Below are 17,125 nucleotides of genomic sequence, written 5' to 3'. Positions count from 1 at the left end.
GAACCTACCGCCACCGGCTTTGGAGTGTGCCTGCGTGGGCACCGGACTCTGCGTGCCACGCTGGTTCGCGCCGGATCGTTTCCTCACGTGACTGGCACTTCCTCGCGGGATCCACGGGGTGGTGAGGGATAGACGGGACAACCCTCGGAACAAGGAGCTATTTGAGCACATCCTCCTAACTCAGGCCAACACTCCGGTCTCACCGAACTCATCAAGCATTGCAAATCACCCACTCCCTGCCATATCACATCTTCATTATCACCTCAAAGATCATTATTTCGGACATACGGCCCAGCCTTCGATATTTCGGACAACACAAATCGGATGATTTCATGGCAATTGCGACCGAGGCTCCGGTACGATCTCCGCCTGTTCGCACGGCTCCCACCTGTCGCTCGGGACGCGCGCGGAACCCTTGCACCACCCCGTCAAGGAGACTCATGACTTTCGGGCCTACCCTCCGCGTGTCCGTAATAGGGCTCGTCGTGGCCGTTTCCCTTGCCGCCTGCAGCAGCGGGTCAGGCTCATCCTCAGGTTCCGCCGCTGGTGGGGGCCTTGAGAAGACGACGATCACGATCGGGGTCTCCCCGGTTCCGTCGTCAGCGCCGGTTTACATCGCCGACACCCGGGGCTTCTTCAAGGAAGAGGGCCTCACCGTCAAGATGGAGGTCATCCAGGCGCCACAGGCGGTCATGCCCAAGATCGCCAACGGCAGCATGGACATCTTCAAGGGCAGTTACGTATCGTTCCTAAACCTTCAGGACAGTGGTCAGAAGATCAAGATCCTGTCCGATACCCTCCAGGGCGCGCCCGGCATCGCCGCGGTGGTCGTCCCGAAGGAGTCCAAGCTGCAGAGCGCCAAGGATCTCAAGGGCAAGACCATCGGCGTCAACTCCCTCAAGAACCTCGGCGAGCTCTCCGTCAGCGCACACCTGCAGATCAACGAGCTGAGCCCGCAGGACGTCAAGTTCACCCCGATCGACTTCCAGGCGCAGATCGCCGCGCTGAAGACCGGCACCGTGGACGCCGCCTGGCTGGTGGAGCCGTTCCTGTCGGCCGCGCAGCAGGGTGGCGCGCGCGTGCTGCTCGACACCAACACCGGCCCCACCGAGTCGCTGCCGATCGACGGCTGGGGCAGCACCGACGCGTGGGTGGCCAAGCACCCCAAGACCGCCGCCGCCTTCCAGCGCGCCGTCTCCAAGGCGCAGCGCCTGGCCGCGACCGACCGTTCCGCCCTGGCCGAGGTGGTCCCGAAGTACACGCAGATCCCCAAGGAAGCGGTCATGACCATGGCCATGGGGACCTTCCCGACCTCGCTCAACGCGACGCGCATCCAGCGCGTGGCCGACCTCATGCACGAGTTCGGCTATCTGAAGAGCAAGATTGATGTCCCCACCATGGTCTTCAACGGACCCGAGCAGTAGCAGGAGCCGAAACATGAGATTAACGCGGGTCGTCACCGTCGCCTGCGCGACCGTTCTCGCCCTGGCCGCGTGCGGCGGCGGGCAGGAGGCGCCGAAGGCGCAGGGCTCGGCCCCGGCCGGCGGGCTGGAGAAGAGCACGATCACCGTCGGTGTGGTGCCCGTGCCCTCCTCCTCCCCGCTGTACATCGCCGAGAAGCGCGGCTTCTTCAAGGCGGAGGGCCTGACCGTCAAGACGGAGATCATCCAGGCTCCGCAGGCGGTCATGCCGAAGATCCTCAACGGCAGCATGGACGCCTTCCTCACCAGCTACGTCTCGCTGATGGCGATCCAGGACTCCGGCGCGGCCAAGCTCAAGCTGTTCCAGCACGTCCAGACCGGCGCCCCCGGCATCGCGGGCGTCGTGGTGCCCAAGGACTCGCCGATCAAGTCGGCGGGCGACCTCAAGGGCAAGACCGTCGCGGTCAACGTGCTGAAGGCGCTGGGCCAGACCGCCACCAACGCCCACCTCCAGGCGGCCGGACTGAAGCCGGAAGAGGTGAAGTTCGTCGCGATCCAGTTCGCCGACCAGCTCGCCGCCCTGGCCTCCAAGAAGGTCGACGCCGCCTGGCTGGTCGAGCCGTTCCTGTCGGCCGCGATCAAGGAGGGCGCGACCCAGATCATCGACACCACCAGCGGCCCGACCGCGGGCATCCCGATCGACGGCTGGGGCGTGTCGGAGAAGTGGCTGACCGACAACCCGAAGACGGCCGCGGCCTTCCACCGCGCGCTGGCCAAGGCGCAGAAGATCGCCGGTGAGGACCGCAACGCCATCAACGAGGTGGTCCCGACCTACACGCAGATCCCCGCGCCGGCGGTCGCCGCGATGAAGCTCGGCAGCTTCGGCATGGAGCCGGACATGGCGGCGTTCCAGAAGCTCGCCGACCTGCTCCACGGTTACGGCTATCTCAAGGCGAAGATGGACGTCTCGACACTCATCCCCGCCAAGGTCGAATGAGCACTCTCCGCGACAGACGAGGAATCCTGGGCGCAGCCGGCGTCCTGGGGTTCCTCGTTCTCGTAGAGGCCCTGGGACGTCTCGGGGTCATCGACCCCGAGATCATCCCGCTCGTCTCGACCGTGCTGGTCACCACCGTCGAGGTCGCCTTCGACGGCGCGTTCCTGGCCGACGTCGGCAACACGCTGCTGGCCTGCCTCATCGGACTGGTGATCGCGGTCGCCACCGCGGTGCCCGCCGGGCTGCTGCTCGGCACCGTGCCCGTCGTGGAGCGCTCCGTGCGCCCCCTGGTGGAGTTTCTGCGGCCCATCCCCTCGGTCTCGCTGATCCCGCTGGCGATGTTCCTGTTCCCCCAGAGCCAGGACGCCAAGATCGCGCTGATCGTCTACACCTGCGCGTGGCCGCTGCTCATCAACACGATGTACGGCCTCAGCGACGTGGACCCCCAGGCCAAGCAGACCCTGCGCAGCTTCGGGTTCGGCGGCATGTCGGTCGTGCTGCGGGTCAGCCTGCCCAGCGCGGCGCCGTTCATCTTCACCGGCATCCGCATCGCCCTGTCGGTCACGCTGATCGTCGGGGTGAGCGTGGAGCTCATCGCCGGTGGCGGCGGCGGGATCGGCAACTTCCTCTCGCTGGCCAGCGGCGCCAACCGCATCGACAGGATGCTGGCGGGCACGATCTGGGCGGGCCTGATCGGGCTGACCGCCAACGCGCTGTTCATGGCCGGTGAGCGACGGCTGTTCCACTGGCACCAGGGATCGACGTCATGATCATTCGCAGGCTCGCGTGGTACTGGCTGCTCCCCGTCGCCGTCCTCGCCTGGGAGCTGTTCACCCGCCAGGCCGAGGCCACCTACTTCCCGCCGCCGAGCGTCATCGTGGTCCGGCTGCACGAGATGTGGTTCTCCGGACCGCTGTCGCGGGTCTTCCTCACCGACGAGGCGATCGCCGACCTCGTCCCGAGCCTGTCGCGGCTGCTGCTCGGGTGGGCGATGGCCGCGGCGGCGGGCGTGGCGCTCGGCGTCCTGCTGGGCCGCTCGCGCTGGCTGTCCGCGCTGGCCGACCCGCTGATCCACTTCGGCCGTTCCGTGCCGCCCTCGACGCTCCTGCCGATCTTCCTGATCCTCTTCAAGATCGGTACGCCGATGCAGCTCGCCTCGATCGTCTACGGCGTCGTCTGGCCGGTGCTGATCAACGCCGCGGACGGGGCGCGTTTCGTGGACAAGCAGTACGTGGAGACCGGGGAGGTCTTCCGGCTGAGCAGGACGCAGCGGGTGTTCCGCATCATCCTGCCCGCTGCGGCGCCGAAGATCTTCGCCGGGCTGCGGCTGAGCGTCTCGCTGGCGCTCATCATGATGGTCGTCTCCGAACTGGTCGGCAGCAGCGAGGGCATCGGGCACCGCATGCTGGAGGCGCAGAGCGAGTTCGACATCCCGGCCATGTGGGCGGGCATCGTGCTGCTGGGCGTGCTCGGGATCCTGCTCAACGCCGTGTTCATCGGGGTGGAGCGGCTGGTGCTGGGCTGGCATCGGGCCAGCCGCGTCGGGACGCGCTGAGGCCGTAGCAGAAGTCGCCCCCTCCCCGTCCGGCACGGGCAGGGGGCGACCGCGCGTCAGCCGTACATGCGCTCGATGATCTCTTTCTGACGGGCCACGAACCAGGCGCGGCCTGGCTCGGCGCCGGTCAGGCCGTCGGGGCGCTCCACGTCGTGGCGGGCGTACTCCTCGGCCCACAGGGCCGGCTTCACCCGCGAGAGCAGGTTGGTCATGCCGGGCCGGGTGCGGAAGCGGCGCAGGCCGTCGAGGTCGAGCTCGGCGGTGGCGATCATCGACTCCCCCGGACCGGCGACGGCCAGCACGCGGCCCTCGAAGTCGAGCACCTCCGAGCCGCCGTTGGTGGAGTCGCCTGGGATGGAGATGCCGCTCAGGCCGCCGCTGTTGGCCGAGACCAGGTAGGCCATGTTCTCGATGGCGCGGGCCCGGCGGCCGATCGCCTTGGGCGTCAGCGCCGGAGCGGAGGCCTCGGAGGTCGGATGACAGAAGACCTCGGCGCCGCGCAGCGCCAGCGACCTGGCCAGCTCCGGGTAGAGGATCTCCTCCGAGGCCAGCGCGGCCAGGTTGCCGATCTCGGTCCTGGCCACCGGCAGCACCGCGTCCATGCCGTAGACGTCGAGATAGCGCTCCCACACGTCGTAGGGGCTGGGCGAGTACATGGAGTGGAGCCTGCGGTAGCGCAGCACGGTCTCGCCCTGCGGGGAGAGGATCACGCACGCCTGGAAGAACAGCTCGGGGAAGTGCTCGTCGCTCTCGTAGGCGTTGACGCACAGGTAGACGCCGTGGCGGCCGGCGATCTCGGCCAGCTCCTTGTACTCCTCGCCGTCGGGGGCCAGCGCCGCCTTGTCCCGCCAGGCGGCGACGCTCTCGCCGATGGGGAAGCCGGTCAGCACGTACTCGGGCAGCACGACCAGCCGCAGGTCGGGACCGATCCAGGCCTTGGAGCCGCCGAGGCCGGAGTCCACGCGGGCGATCGCCGCCCTGATCTCCGAACGCGGGTCGGCGAGGCCGGTGACCGCCCGCGTCTCCAGCTGCAGGGCGAGCGCCCGGTAGGCGGTCACCGGTGCCACCACGGCTGGGCCGCGGCCGAGCGGCCGACCAGGTGGGCGCGGCGGCGGACGAAGCGGTTGATCGAGCCCTTGCCCATGCGCGAGCCGCCGAGGCCGGAGAGCTTGAAGGAGTTCTTCTCCCCCTCGTGGACCAGCGCCGTCAGCGAGGCGTCGTTGACGCTGACCGCGCCCGCCTCCAGCCGCCGCGCCAGCGCGCGCGCCTCCTCCTCGGTCGCGGCGAACACCGCGGCCGACAGCCCGTACGCGCTGTCGTTGGCCAGCCGGACCGCCTCGTCGGGCCCGTCCACGGCCATCACCGGCAGGACCGGCCCGAACGTCTCCTCGGTCATGAGCGCCATCGAGTGGTCGACGCCCGACACCACGGTCGGCCGGCACCACAGCCCGCCGCCGTGGTGCTCGATCTCGCCGCCGGTGTGCACGACGGCGCCGCGCTCGACCGCGTCGGCGAGGTGGCGCGCGACCACGTCCGCCTGGCCGGCCGCGATGATCGGTCCGATCGGGCCGCCCTCGCAGGTCAGCGCCACCTTGGCCGCCTTGTCGGCGAGCAGCGCGAGGAACTCGTCGTGTACGGCCCGCTCCACGTAGACCCGCTCGATCGACTGGCAGGCCTGCCCGGCGTTGGCGGTGCCGCCCCACAGGACGGCGGCGGCGGCCCGGTCGAGGTCGCTGCCGGCCAGCACGATGGCCGGGTCCTTCCCGCCGAGCTCCAGGAAGGCGGGGATGAACGCCTTGGCCGCGGCCTCGGCCACCTTGCGCCCGGTGGGCACGCTGCCGGTGAACACGACCGCGTCGACCAGGCCGATCAGCTCGGCCCCGGTCTCCCCCGCACCTTCGACGAGCCGCAGCGGCAGCTCCTCGGGCACGAGCTTCATGAGCGGCTCGATGAACCTGGGCGTGACCTCGCTGGGCTTGACCAGCACCGCGCAGCCCGCGGCCAGCGCCGGGATCGCGTCGATGAGGCCGAGCAGCAGCGGGAAGTTCCACGGGCTGATCACCCCGACCAGCTCGTACGGCACCGCCTCGCCCCCGACCACGATGCCGGGCAGGCCGGCGGGCTCGTCCTCCGGCGGGGCGAGGAGGGCGGGGGCCTGCCGTACCCACCGCTCGATCATGCCCGCCACGATCTGCCGCTCCAGCACGGACTCGCCGGTGCGGCCGGTGTCGGCCACGAGCGCGGCGAGCAGTTCCTCGTCGGCGGCCAGCGCGGCCCCGAAGCGGGTGAGCACGGCCCCTCGGTCCGCCTCGCGCCAGGCGGTCGCCGCCGCGCGCAGCTCACCGGCCGTGGCCGAGAGCCGCGCGGGCGACGGTGGTGCGAGCAGGCGGTCGGTTTCCCCGGTGAGCGGGTTCCTGACCTGCGTCATGGTTACCTTCCGTTGGTGGTGCACCACTGGGCCCAGGTGGTGGCACCCCGGCCCAGTTGCTTGTTGTAGAACGACGTCCAGGAGTTCTCGCTGGCGCCGGGGTCGGTGGGAGCGGCCTGGTAGAGCGGGTACTGCAGGTCGATCCTGGCACGGAGCCACGGCTCGACCTCGGCGTAGGAGTTGAGCGCCCAGCTTCGGGCGTGGTAGGTGAGCTGGCCCTGGACGCTCTCCTCCGGCAGGCACATGAACGGCGCCCACGGGCTGGTGCGACTCCAGCTGATCTTGGTCTTCATGGCGCCCGTCGGGACGGTGCCGTCCACGGTGCGCGCGGCACGCTCACGGTCGTCGACGTAGAAGTCGAACAGCTCCATCGCGCTGTAGTGGCCGTTCTTGAGGCCGAAGCGCTCGCCGAGCGTGGTGCCGAAGTTGGTGTTGACCGGGATGTCGCTGTTCCACACCGTCTCCTCGTGCCGCTGCTGCAGCGGCGGGCCGACGTAGGAGGGGGTGACGTTGAACGGGCCGAAGGCCACCCGGTCGTTGTTGATCGGGACGACCGGGTAGATCTTGCCGTCGACGGGGTTGGTCCACTCGGTGAGGATCTGCGTCGGGTTGGCGGGGCTGGTGTAGAAGACGATCTCGCGGGAGAGCTGGTGGATCTGCGTGGTGCCGGGCACGCGGTAGAGCCGCCGGATGTTGTAGCCCTCGATGTTGAACAGCTTCTGGCCGTGACGGATCTTGGGGTCGAGGGCGTTGCCCTCCACGTTGGCGTAGACGGAGCCGGAGATGCGGAAGACCATGTCCTGCCCGTCGGGGCGGCCCATCGACTGCAGTTGGAGCTGTCCCGCGTCGTCGGTGACGGTCCGGTAGATGGGTCCGGGCGCCCACGGGTCGTCGATGTCGGCGGCGCCGGAGGAGGCGGCCGCGCCCGGCGCGAGACCGGTCAGCAAGAGGGCGGATAAGGCGGTGGCGAAGGACAGACCACGGCGCTTCAACATCGTGTCTCCGAAGGTCGGGCGGCTGTAGCGGGGGAAATACGATCATCAACGGAGAGACTCTGTCAACGCGGGTGTCGACTCGGTCAAAACCCCTGGCCGCCCGCCGATCGGGGCGGCCCGGGGCGTGGGGTCAGGCGACCCTTCGCTCGTCGATCAGCGTGCGCTTGACGCAGACGCCGCCCTTGACCCACTGCCACACGCGGCTCTTGCTCTTGCCGTCGTCGCTGAGCACGATCAGCTCGAACAGCCGCAGGTCCTCCTCGGCGGCCTTGTAGATCCAGCTCAGGTAGATCGTGGACTCGTCCAGCTCCCAGAACTCGCCCTTGATCCGCTCGGTGTCGAAGCCGCAGCGCCCGTTGCCCAGGTAGGTGCCGGGGAACTGCAGCTCCTCGGTCCTGCCGTCGTCCCAGGTGTAGCGGTTGACCTGGTGGTAGGTCACGTCGTCCACGATGGTGCAGGTCAGGTGGGAGCGGTGGCGGTCGATCAGGTTGCCGTCCGCGTCAAGGTGCGTATACGTGCCCTCCCACTCGCCCTCGTGGCGGGCGAGCAGCGGCATGTCATCACGAAGCCCCATAGGAACACCTCTTGCAGGATTGGTCATGGTTTGCGGCCGACGCCGGCGACCGCCAGTTTCAGCACCGGATGGCTCTCCTGGAAGGTCTGGTCCGGGTCGGGACGCCAGTCAGGCACGCCTACCAGCCCCGGATCGACCATTTCAAGGCCCGCGAAGAAGCGGGCGATCTCATCCATGGTGCGGTATCGGGTGTTCCTCGCCTCCAGCAGCGAGCGGCTCTGCTCGTCGCCCCTGTTCAGGAGGTGGTGGATGAAGACGTAGCTGCCCGAGGGAAGGGCGGCGACGAGCTCCTTCGTGAGGTGCCAGGGGTCCTCCTCGTCCTGGACGTGGTGGAGGATCCCACAGAGGATCAGGCCGACCGGGCGCTTGAGGTCGATGTGCGCGGTCAGCTCGCGATCGCCCAGCAACGCGGCGGGCTCACGCAGGTCCGCGTGTACGGCAAGCGTATTGACATTCCTGGCCAGGAGTGCTCGCGCATGCACCAGGACGTGGGGATCGTTGTCCACGTAGGCCACGCGCACCGAGGGATCCACCGAGTGCGCCACCTGATGCACGTTTTCGGCTGTCGGTAACCCCGTGCCGATGTCGATCAGTTGACGGAGCCCGATCTCTCCGACCAGAAACCTGACGACCCTGCCCAGCACCGCGCGCTGCGCGCGGACCCCGATCTCGACACCGGGCATGAGCGCGCGGATGCGCTCACCCTCGGCCCGGTCGACACCGAAGTTGTCCTTGCCCCCGAGCAGGTAGTCGTACACACGAGCAGGGCTGGCCTCCGACAGATTCAGTCCGTAGGGAGCCTCACCATCGACGTCTGCCACGACACCCCTTACACCCAAACCTATGATCGCCCTCTGAGCCTATCCGGAAAGCCACCCAGCCATCCACACGACAAATCCACATAAATGCACATAAAACCGGACAAAGCACGCGGTATTATTTAAATCCGACGGTCAAAAGGCTAAAACTGACATATCCACTATATCTCCTTTAAATCTCTTCTCGTGCGTTACAGTGCGTGTCATCGTCGCTCACACCCCCTGGTACATAAGGAGACACGGCATGCGGTTACGTGCCCTGGGGCGCACCGCCCTGATCGGCCTGGCGACAACCCTGGTGATTGCGGGGTGTTCTGGATCTGGGACGGAAAACAAACCGGGGGGTACGACCAACGCCGCGGGTCTCGAGAAGACCTCGTTGCTCATCGGCCAGTACCCCGGAGCGGACTCCGCGCCCCTGTTCATCGCCATGGAACGCGGCTTCTTCGAGCAGGAGGGACTCCAGGTCAAGCAGGAGCCCATCCAGGCCCCGCAGGCCGTCTTGCCCAAGCTCAGCAACGGCCAGATGGACGTCGTCCTTGGCAGCTACGCCACCATCCTGACCATTCAGGAAGGCGGCCTGGAGAAGTTCAAGTACATCGCCGACTCCTATCAGGGAGCGACGGGCGCGTTCGGTGTGATGGTCGCGAAGAATTCACCGGTCAAGAAAATCTCCGATCTCAAGGGTAAGAAGATCGGCGTCAACGCCCTCAAGGGACTCGGCGTCCTCACCATGAACCCGCACCTGAAGATCAACGGCGTGGACCCGCAGAAGGACGTCCAATACGTCGAGATCCCGACCACCAACTGGCTGTCGGCGCTGGAGAAGGGCGACGCGGACGCGGTCTGGATGACCGACCCGTACGTCAGCGAGGCGGAGAGCAAGCTCGGCGCCACGATGCTGATCGACACGATGTCCGGACCCACCGAGAGCCTGCCCATCACCGGCTGGGCCGCCACCGAGAAGTGGATCAGCCAGAACCCCAAGACCATGGCCGCCTTCCAGCGCGCCATGGCCAAGGCGCAGAACGTCGCCGCCACCGACCGCGACGCGGTGACCGCGATCCTGCCCACGTTCACCAAGATTCCCAAGGAGACGGCCGCGACGATCAACCTTGGAAACTACCCGACCACGCTGAACGCCCAGCGCATCCAACGCGTCGCCGACCTGATGGCCGAGTACGGCTTCCTGAAGGCGAAGATGGACGTGAGCACGATGATCGTCAATCCCCAAGGATGACCGCAGCGATCGACGGAACGCGGCGCGAGCGCACCCCGCTCGCCCGCGTCTCCTTAGCGAAGATCACCCGCCACGTCGTCGGCGTGGCGGCTTTTCTGCTTCTGTGGGAGATCGTCGGCCGCTCGGGGCTCTTCGCCTGGCTGCCGAACGCCTCCGACTCGCTGCTCAGGTTCGGAACGCTGGCCGCCGACCCCGTCTTCCTCGGCGACCTGGCCGCCACGCTGACCGCCGCGGTCGTCGGGCTCGGGCTCGCGGTGCTGCTGGCCGTACCCGTGGGGCTGCTGCTCGGAACGGTGCCGATCGTGGAGGAGACCACGCGCGCCATCGTGGAGTTCCTGCGGCCGATCCCGTCGGTCGCGCTGATCCCGCTGGCCCTGTTCTTCTTCACGCCGGAGATCAACGCCAAGATCGCCCTGATCGTCTACGCGGCGTCCTGGCCCATCCTCATCAACACCCTGTACGGCGTGCGCGACGTCGACCCGGTCGCCGCCGAGACCCTGCGCTCCTTCGGTTTCGGCGCGGGCGCGGTGGTGTGGCGGGTGGCGCTGCCGAGCGCGGCGCCGTTCATCTTCACCGGTGTACGGCTCGGCGCCTCCGTCACCCTCATCCTCGCCATCAGCGTGGAGTACTTCGTCGGCGGCGCCAGCGGCGTGGGCAGGTTCCTCATCGAGGCCAGCACCGGCATCGGCGAGTCGGCCATGATCGACGTGATCGCGACGCTGATCTGGGCCGGGCTGGTCGGCCTGGTCGTCAACGCGGTGCTGCTGCGCGCCGAGCGGCGCCTGTTCAGGTGGCGGGACGCATGATCAAGACTCTCGTCAAACGGCTCTGGCTGGTCCCCGTCGTACTCGCCGCTCTGGAAGTCGCCGCGCTCTCGGTCGCCAGCCCGTACTTCCCCTCGCCGTCGCGTGTCCTGACGCGGCTGTATGAGATGTTCGCCGTCGAGGAGGCGATCGGGCACGTCTGGCCGAGCCTGGCCAGGGTGGTCGGCGCCTGGGCCGTGGCGGTGCTGGTCGGGGTCATGCTCGGCGTGGCGCTCGGCCGGGCCCAGTGGCTGGCCGACTACATCGACCCGCTCGTGGAGTTCGGCAGGGCGGTACCGCCGCCCGCGATGCTCCCGGTCTTCCTGGTGCTGTTCAGCATGGGCACCGAGGTACAGGTGGCCACGATCGTCTTCGGCATCATCTGGCCGATCCTGCTCAACTCCATCGACGGCGCCCGCCACGTGGAACGCATGCAGATCGAGACCGCCACCGTCTTCGGCATCCCCGCCCACCTGCGGGTCTTCCGCATCATCCTGCCCGCCGCGTCCCCCAAGATCTTCGCCGGGCTGCGGCTGAGCGTCTCGCTGGCGCTCATCCTCATGGTCGTCTCCGAGCTCAAAGGCAGCACGGAGGGCATCGGCTACCTGCTCAGCCTCGCCTCGAACAATGCCGACATGCCCGCCCTGTGGGCCGGCGTCGTGCTCCTCGGCGTACTGGGCTTCCTTCTCAACTCCCTGTTCCTCATGGGCGAGCGCCGCGCCCTCGCCTGGCACCACAACCGGAGGCGGTCATGACTGACCTGCTGATCAAGAATGTGCTGGTCGTCACCCATGAACGTGACGAGCCGGTCGAGGCGGACATCGCGATAACCGACGGCCGCATCACCGAGGTCGCCCGCGGTCTGCCGCCGGGCGACGACGTCATCGACGGGTGCGGCAAGCTGGCCTTCCCCGGCGTCGTCGACGCCCACCAGCACTGGGGCATCTACAACCCGCTCCAGGAGGACGCCTCGACCGAGAGCCGGGCCGCCGCCCAGGGCGGCGTCACCACCGCGCTCACCTACATGCGCACCGGCCAGTACTACCTCAACCGTGGCGGCCCCTACGCCGACTTCTTCCCCGAGGTGCTCTCCCGCGCGGAGGGCCGCGCCTACATCGACTACGGCTTCCACCTGGCGCCCATGTCGAGCACCCACATCGCCGAACTGCCCGAGCTGATCGAGAAGCACGGCGTGCCCAGCTTCAAGATCTTCATGTTCTACGGCGGGCACGGCCTGCACGGCCGATCCAACGACCAGAGCCGCTTCCTCATGCTGCCCGACGGCGAGCGCTACGACTACGCCCACTTCGAGTTCGTCATGCGCGGCGTCCAGGCGGCCCGCGAGCGCTTCCCCGACCTGGCCGACGAGATCTCGCTGTCGCTGCACTGCGAGACCGCCGAGATCATGACCGCCTACACCAAGCTCGTCGAGGAGGCCGGCGAGCTGAGCGGCCTGGCCGCCTACAGCGCCTCGCGCCCGCCGCACTCCGAGGGCCTGGCCGTCTTCATCGCCTCCTACCTGGCCCACGAGACCGGTCTCGCCAACATCAACCTGCTGCACCTGTCCTCGCGCAAGGCGCTGGACGCCGCGGTGCGGATGGCCGCCGTCTTCCCGCACATCGACTTCCGCCGTGAGGTCACCATCGGGCACCTGCTCGCCTCGGTCGAGACCGCCGACGGGCTGGGCGGCAAGGTCAACCCGCCGATCCGGCCGCGCGAGGACGTCGAGGCGCTGTGGGAGTACGTGCTCGACGGCACCGTCGACTGGGTGGTCAGCGACCACGCCTGCTGCCGCGAGGAACTCAAGTACGGCGAGCCGCGTGACGACGTGTTCGTGGCCAAGGCGGGCTTCGGGGGCGCGGAGTACCTGCTGCCGGGGCTCGTGTCCGAGGGACGGCGGCGCGGCCTGCCGTACGGGAGGATCGCGGCGCTCACCTCCTGGAACCCCGCGCGACGCTACGGCCTGCGCACCAAGGGCACGATCGCGCCCGGGTACGACGCGGACGTGGCGCTGGTGGACCCGGACCAGACCTGGACGGTGCACGCGGCCGACTCGGAGTCCACGCAGGAGTACACGCCGTTCGAGGGCTTCGAGCTGACCGCCCGGGTGACCGACACGTTCGTGCGCGGCCACCACGTGCTGGACGCGGGTAAGATCGTCGGCCGTCCGCTCGGCTCCTACGTCGCGAGGCCCGGTGTTCACTGAACGCGAGCTCCACTATCTGAAAGACCACACGATCGGCCGGCTGGCCAGCGCGAGCGCCGATGGCCGCCCGCACGTGGTGCCGGTGCGCTTCCGGCTGGCCGACGGCGGGCGTTCCCTGGAGATCGGCGCCCGCGACCTGCCCGTGCGCGGGCAGCGGCGCGCCTACCGCGACAACGCCGCGGAGAACCCGGAACTGGCGATGGTCGTGGACGACTACGACGAGCAGGGCGCGCCACGCGGCCTGCTCATCCGCGGCACCGCCAAGCTCCACGACATGGGCGGCGAGCGAGTGGTACGCGGCGGCGGGCCGGAATGGCTGGAACTGCTCCCGTCCTCGATCTCCTCGTGGGGCATCGAGTCAGCCGGCTACGCCCCCGCCATCCGCCGCGCCTTCTAGCCGCCCTGCCAGCCGAGCAGGCGGCGTTCGATCAGGACGAACAGCGCGTTCACCAGGTAGCCGAGCAGGCCGAGGAGTGCGATGGCGGCCCATACGCCCGGGGTGTCGAATCCTCGCTGGGCCTGGAGCAACTGGTAGCCGATGCCGTCGGTGCCGCCGAACAGCTCGGAGATCACCATCATGATCAGTGCCAGTGAAAGGCTCAGCCGCAGGCCGGCCAGGATCTTGGGCGCGGCGGCTGGGATGATCACCCTTCCGAGCTGCTGGGGGCGGGACAGTCCGAACACCCGGGCTGTCTCGATCTGCAGGGCCTCGACGGAGCGGGCGCCTTCGATGGAGTTCAGCAGCACCGGCCAGATCACGCCGAACACGATCCCGGCCAGTTGCGTGGCCAGGCCGCCCTGGAGGAGCGCGAGGAAGAAGGGCAGCAGGAGCGGCGGCGGTATGGAACGGCCGAACTGGATCAGCGGCCCGGCGTAGTCCTGGGCTCGGCGGGAACGTCCGATCAGCACGCCCGCGAGCACGCCCGCCGCGGCGGCCAGCACCCACCCGGAGAACATGCGGGCCAGGCTCGGCAGCAGGTTGGCCACCGCCTCGTCGGTCAGGAACAGCTGGGACGGCGGGCCGGAGAACCACAGTTCCCGCATCCGGCCGGCGATCGCGGTCGGCGGCGGGAAGTCGGTGTCGTCCTTCAGCCGCGTGAGCACCTCCCACCCGGCCAGCATCGCGGGCACGAACCACAGCCTGTTCAGCACGTTCACCCTGCCGCTCCCCGGCGTGCCTCGTGCCAGCGGAAGAGCCGGCGCTCGGCCGCCACCAGCAGCGAGTTGGCCAGCAGGCCGGCCGCGCCGGCCCACAACGTGGCGGCCAGCATCAGGTCGGTACGGTTGCCGCTGCCCGCCTGGATGACGAAGACGCCGATGCCGGCGCTGCCTCCGGCCAGCAGTTCGGCGCTGACCGCGAGGATGAGGCCCACGCCCGCGGCGATGCGGACGCCGGTCGCCACGAACGGGGCGGCGCTGGGCAGGCTGACCCGCCACAGCACCGCCAGAGGACCGAACCCGAAGCTGCGCAGGGAGTCCTTGGCCAGGGGGTCGACCTCGCGCATGCCGTACAGGGTGTTGATGAGGACGGGCCACACGGCCGCGTACACGATCACCGACGCCTTCATCGCGACGTCGGCGGGGATGAGCAGGATCGCCAGCGGGATGATCGCCACCGACGGGATGGGACGCATGAACTCCAGCAGCGGGCGGGTCGCCCGTTCGGCGGCGGGCAGCGCGCCGAGCGCCACGCCCGCGGGCACCGCGACGGCGACGGCGGCCAGCAGGCCGAGGGCCCAGTTGAGCAGCGTGGCGGCGACGCCCGTCAGGAAGGCGGGGTCGGCCAGGAGCAGCGCGGCCTGCGTCAGCACCGCGGAGGGCGGCGGGAAGACCACGCCCTCGGCCAGCCAGAAGCGCACGACCAGCTCGGCCACGAGCAGGAACGCGGCCACGCCCGCCGCGCCCCGCAGCGCACGCGCGCTCATCCGGCGTTGCTGACCAGGAGCGTCTTCACGTCCAGGGGCTCCTTGAGGTACCCGAACCGGAGCATCAGATCGGCCACCCGCTGCAGCCGCGCCGCGTCGAGGTCGGTCGGGAAGCTGCCGAGCGTGATCTTCGTGACCGCGGCCTTGTCGATCTTCGAGTAGGTGGGGATGACCGCCTCGACCTCCTTGCGGTCACCGGCGGCGAGCTTCTGCGCCTTGCCGATCGCGCGCTGGAAGGCGGCGAGCGTCTTGGGGTTCTCGGTGACCCATTCGGCGGTGGCCATCCAGGCGGCGATCGGCAGGTCCGCCGTCGGCCCCGTCATGGTGTCGGCCAGTACGCGCAGGCCCGGCTGCGCCTGCGTGGCGGTGATGAACGGCTCGGTCAGCCACGCGGCGTCGCCCTGACCGGTGGCCAGCGCGTTGCCCATGTCGGGGAAGGGCTTCTCGACGAACTTCACCTCGCCCGGCGCCACGCCCGCGCTCTGGAGCGTCGAGGTGACGGCCAGCGTGCCGATGTTGTTGAGCGTGTTGACCAGGACGGTCCTGCCCTTGAGGTCGGCGACCGAGCGGATCGGGGAGTCCTTGGTGACCATGAGGTCGAAGGTGTTGGGGGCGGCGCGGTAGAGGTCGCCGACGACCTTCACTTTCTCGCCCTTGCTGGCGGCGAGGAACGTGGAGACGTAGTTGGTGTGGGAGATGTCGAGGGCGCCGCTCTTGATCTGCGGCAGCGCGACGGCGCCGCCCTGGATCGTGATCGGCTCGACGGTGAGGCCCTCCTGCTTGAAGTAGCCCTTGGACTGGGCGATGTAGAGTGCGGCCGCGTCGGGGATGGGCAGCGCGCCCACCTTGATGACGGGCTTCTCCAGCCCGCCGGTGGAGGGCTGCTCGGAGCCGCCGCAGGCGGCCAGGGCCAGGGTGGCGGCGAGTAGGAGGGCGGGGATCGTGCGTCTCATGGTCTGCGCTCCGGGGGGTGGGGAGGGCCTGCCGCAAGAGACGATATTTCATGACCCGCCGCTTTTCTGAGAGCTTTTCGGCGCGTGAAATCCCGAATCCGGACTTAAAGGCACAAAGCAGCGTGCATTCTGGTCATTGCCAGCTATGGCCTCACAATTCGGGCCTCCGATAGAGTCAGAGGGTCACTCGCGCCCCTCAAGGAATCCAGCCTTGCTCGAGATATCCAACCTCAGCCACACCTACGGCAGCGGACCCACCGCCCACCACGCCATCGAAGGCCTCACGCTGAGCGTGGCCGACGGCGAACTGCTGTGCATCGTCGGCCCCTCGGGCGCCGGCAAGTCCACCCTGCTGCGCAGCATCGCCGGCCTCATCACGCCGACCGGCGGCGAGATCAAGGTCGACGGGCAGGTGGTCACGCACACACCCGACAACCTGGCCGTCGTGTTCCAGGACTACAGCCGGTCGTTGTTCCCGTGGATGTCGGTGGCCGACAACGTCGCCCTGCCGCTGCGGCGCAAGAACATGGACAAGAAGGCCCGCAGGGACGCCGCGCAAGAGGCGCTGGAGTCGGTCGGGCTGGGGGACGCGGGCAAGAAGTACCCGTTCCAGTTGTCGGGCGGCATGCAGCAGCGGGTGGCCATCGCGCGCGCCCTGGCGTACCGGCCGACGCTGATGCTCATGGACGAGCCGTTCGGCTCGGTGGACGCCCAGACGCGCGAGGACCTCGAGGACCTGGTTCTGCAGGTGCGCGGACATCACCAGATGACGATCGTGCTCATCACGCACGACATCGACGAGAGCGTGTATGTGGGCGACCGGGTGGTCGTGCTCTCCAAGGCTCCGGCCAACGTGGTCGGCGACCTGCCCGTCGACCTGCCGTCCCCCCGCGACCAGATCACCACCCGCGAGCACCCGGACTTCGTGCACCTGCGCGCCGAGGTCGGCCGTCTGGTCCGCGGCCTGGACTCCAAAACCCCCGCGTAGAGGTCCTCTTCGTCGCTTGCCGTCCTTTTCTCCGTTACGGCGGGCCGCCCCACCCCACCCGCCGCACGTGGTGCCGACCTTCCAGGGGAACGCTCCTCCGCCTCCCCGGCAGACCGCCGCCACGTGCGCACGTCCACCGGCTAGCGGGAAAACCACCGCTTGCCCCGCTACCACCCCGCGCCGCGGGTATGTCCCCGTTCCACGGCAGCATGCTCGTGCTCG

18 protein-coding genes are annotated in these 17,125 nt (G+C 68.8%); 10 read left to right on the top strand and 8 right to left on the bottom strand.

The window, feature by feature from the left end; genetic code table 11:
- Nucleotides 1-332 precede the first annotated feature (332 nt).
- The 4 genes from ACIBEJ_RS48435 to ACIBEJ_RS48420 are packed head-to-tail and all read left to right on the top strand — an operon-like array spanning nt 333 to nt 3,973.
- Nucleotides 333-1,424 (top strand): ABC transporter substrate-binding protein, encoded by a 1,092-nt coding sequence (locus ACIBEJ_RS48435; protein ID WP_397189798.1) that lies wholly within the window; start codon nt 333-335, stop codon nt 1,422-1,424.
- A gap of 13 nt (nt 1,425-1,437) precedes the next feature.
- Complete coding sequence (locus ACIBEJ_RS48430) at nt 1,438-2,418, top strand: ABC transporter substrate-binding protein (protein WP_397189797.1); 981 nt, start codon at nt 1,438-1,440, stop codon at nt 2,416-2,418.
- A complete protein-coding gene (locus ACIBEJ_RS48425; RefSeq protein WP_397189796.1) occupies nt 2,415-3,188 on the top strand; it encodes an ABC transporter permease in 774 nt (257 codons plus the stop codon). The genes ACIBEJ_RS48430 and ACIBEJ_RS48425 overlap by 4 nt, the downstream gene beginning before the upstream one ends.
- Nucleotides 3,185-3,973: an ABC transporter permease gene (locus tag ACIBEJ_RS48420; protein WP_397189795.1), complete on the top strand. Its 789-nt coding sequence runs from the start codon at nt 3,185-3,187 to the stop codon at nt 3,971-3,973. The genes ACIBEJ_RS48425 and ACIBEJ_RS48420 overlap by 4 nt, the downstream gene beginning before the upstream one ends.
- Before the next feature lie 56 nt (nt 3,974-4,029).
- Here ACIBEJ_RS48420 and ACIBEJ_RS48415 read toward each other — a convergent pair whose 3' ends face one another.
- From ACIBEJ_RS48415 to ACIBEJ_RS48395, 5 genes are all read right to left on the bottom strand, one after another.
- The gene (locus ACIBEJ_RS48415; protein ID WP_397189794.1) at nt 4,030-5,031 is read right to left on the bottom strand and encodes a nitrilase-related carbon-nitrogen hydrolase; all 1,002 of its coding nucleotides are present in this window, start codon (nt 5,029-5,031) and stop codon (nt 4,030-4,032) included.
- Complete coding sequence (locus ACIBEJ_RS48410) at nt 5,028-6,401, bottom strand: aldehyde dehydrogenase family protein (protein WP_397189793.1); 1,374 nt, start codon at nt 6,399-6,401, stop codon at nt 5,028-5,030. Before ACIBEJ_RS48410 ends, ACIBEJ_RS48415 begins: the two co-directional genes overlap by 4 nt.
- Nucleotides 6,402-6,403: 2 nt before the next feature.
- The gene (locus ACIBEJ_RS48405) at nt 6,404-7,396 is read right to left on the bottom strand and encodes a DUF1838 family protein (protein ID WP_397189792.1); all 993 of its coding nucleotides are present in this window, start codon (nt 7,394-7,396) and stop codon (nt 6,404-6,406) included.
- 130 nt (nt 7,397-7,526) lie between these two features.
- Nucleotides 7,527-7,970 carry a DUF3598 family protein gene (locus tag ACIBEJ_RS48400; protein ID WP_397189791.1) on the bottom strand — a complete coding sequence of 148 codons (444 nt, stop codon included), beginning with the start codon at nt 7,968-7,970 and terminating at the stop codon, nt 7,527-7,529.
- A 23-nt stretch (nt 7,971-7,993) separates the two neighbouring features.
- On the bottom strand, nt 7,994-8,791 hold the full coding sequence (locus ACIBEJ_RS48395; protein WP_397189790.1) for an SAM-dependent methyltransferase: 798 nt from the start codon (nt 8,789-8,791) through the stop codon (nt 7,994-7,996).
- A gap of 241 nt (nt 8,792-9,032) precedes the next feature.
- On the opposite strand from ACIBEJ_RS48395, the gene ACIBEJ_RS48390 reads away from it, so the two are divergent.
- From ACIBEJ_RS48390 to ACIBEJ_RS48370, 5 genes are read left to right on the top strand one after another with little or no spacing between them, the layout of a single operon-like run.
- Nucleotides 9,033-10,028, top strand: coding sequence for an ABC transporter substrate-binding protein (locus ACIBEJ_RS48390; RefSeq protein WP_397189789.1), 996 nt, complete (start codon nt 9,033-9,035; stop codon nt 10,026-10,028).
- Complete coding sequence (locus ACIBEJ_RS48385) at nt 10,025-10,834, top strand: ABC transporter permease (protein ID WP_397189788.1); 810 nt, start codon at nt 10,025-10,027, stop codon at nt 10,832-10,834. The genes ACIBEJ_RS48390 and ACIBEJ_RS48385 overlap by 4 nt, the downstream gene beginning before the upstream one ends.
- The gene (locus ACIBEJ_RS48380) at nt 10,831-11,586 is read left to right on the top strand and encodes an ABC transporter permease (RefSeq protein ID WP_397189787.1); all 756 of its coding nucleotides are present in this window, start codon (nt 10,831-10,833) and stop codon (nt 11,584-11,586) included. Before ACIBEJ_RS48385 ends, ACIBEJ_RS48380 begins: the two co-directional genes overlap by 4 nt.
- Entirely contained in the window at nt 11,583-13,037 is a 1,455-nt protein-coding gene (locus ACIBEJ_RS48375; protein ID WP_397189786.1) for a dihydroorotase family protein, read from the top strand. The genes ACIBEJ_RS48380 and ACIBEJ_RS48375 overlap by 4 nt, the downstream gene beginning before the upstream one ends.
- Entirely contained in the window at nt 13,027-13,434 is a 408-nt protein-coding gene (locus ACIBEJ_RS48370; RefSeq protein ID WP_397189785.1) for a pyridoxamine 5'-phosphate oxidase family protein, read from the top strand. Before ACIBEJ_RS48375 ends, ACIBEJ_RS48370 begins: the two co-directional genes overlap by 11 nt.
- On the opposite strand, the gene ACIBEJ_RS48365 is transcribed toward ACIBEJ_RS48370, so the two are convergent.
- The 3 genes from ACIBEJ_RS48365 to ACIBEJ_RS48355 are packed head-to-tail and all read right to left on the bottom strand — an operon-like array spanning nt 13,431 to nt 15,915.
- Nucleotides 13,431-14,195, bottom strand: a complete 765-nt coding sequence (locus tag ACIBEJ_RS48365) for an ABC transporter permease (RefSeq protein WP_397189784.1) — start codon at nt 14,193-14,195, stop codon at nt 13,431-13,433. The genes ACIBEJ_RS48370 and ACIBEJ_RS48365 overlap by 4 nt on opposite strands.
- Nucleotides 14,192-14,962: an ABC transporter permease gene (locus ACIBEJ_RS48360; RefSeq protein WP_397189783.1), complete on the bottom strand. Its 771-nt coding sequence runs from the start codon at nt 14,960-14,962 to the stop codon at nt 14,192-14,194. The genes ACIBEJ_RS48365 and ACIBEJ_RS48360 overlap by 4 nt, the downstream gene beginning before the upstream one ends.
- Nucleotides 14,959-15,915, bottom strand: a complete 957-nt coding sequence (locus ACIBEJ_RS48355) for an ABC transporter substrate-binding protein (protein WP_397189782.1) — start codon at nt 15,913-15,915, stop codon at nt 14,959-14,961. The genes ACIBEJ_RS48360 and ACIBEJ_RS48355 overlap by 4 nt, the downstream gene beginning before the upstream one ends.
- A gap of 211 nt (nt 15,916-16,126) precedes the next feature.
- Between ACIBEJ_RS48355 and ACIBEJ_RS48350 the strand changes: the two genes are divergently transcribed.
- Entirely contained in the window at nt 16,127-16,903 is a 777-nt protein-coding gene (locus ACIBEJ_RS48350; RefSeq protein ID WP_397189781.1) for an ABC transporter ATP-binding protein, read from the top strand.
- Nucleotides 16,904-17,125 lie beyond the last annotated feature (222 nt).

Origin of the sequence: Nonomuraea sp. NPDC050790 (assembly GCF_044456745.1) — a bacterium.
GTDB lineage: Bacteria > Actinomycetota > Actinomycetes > Streptosporangiales > Streptosporangiaceae > Nonomuraea.
Note: the sequence above shows the minus strand (reverse complement) of the source record. Positions and strands in the feature narration are given on the sequence as shown.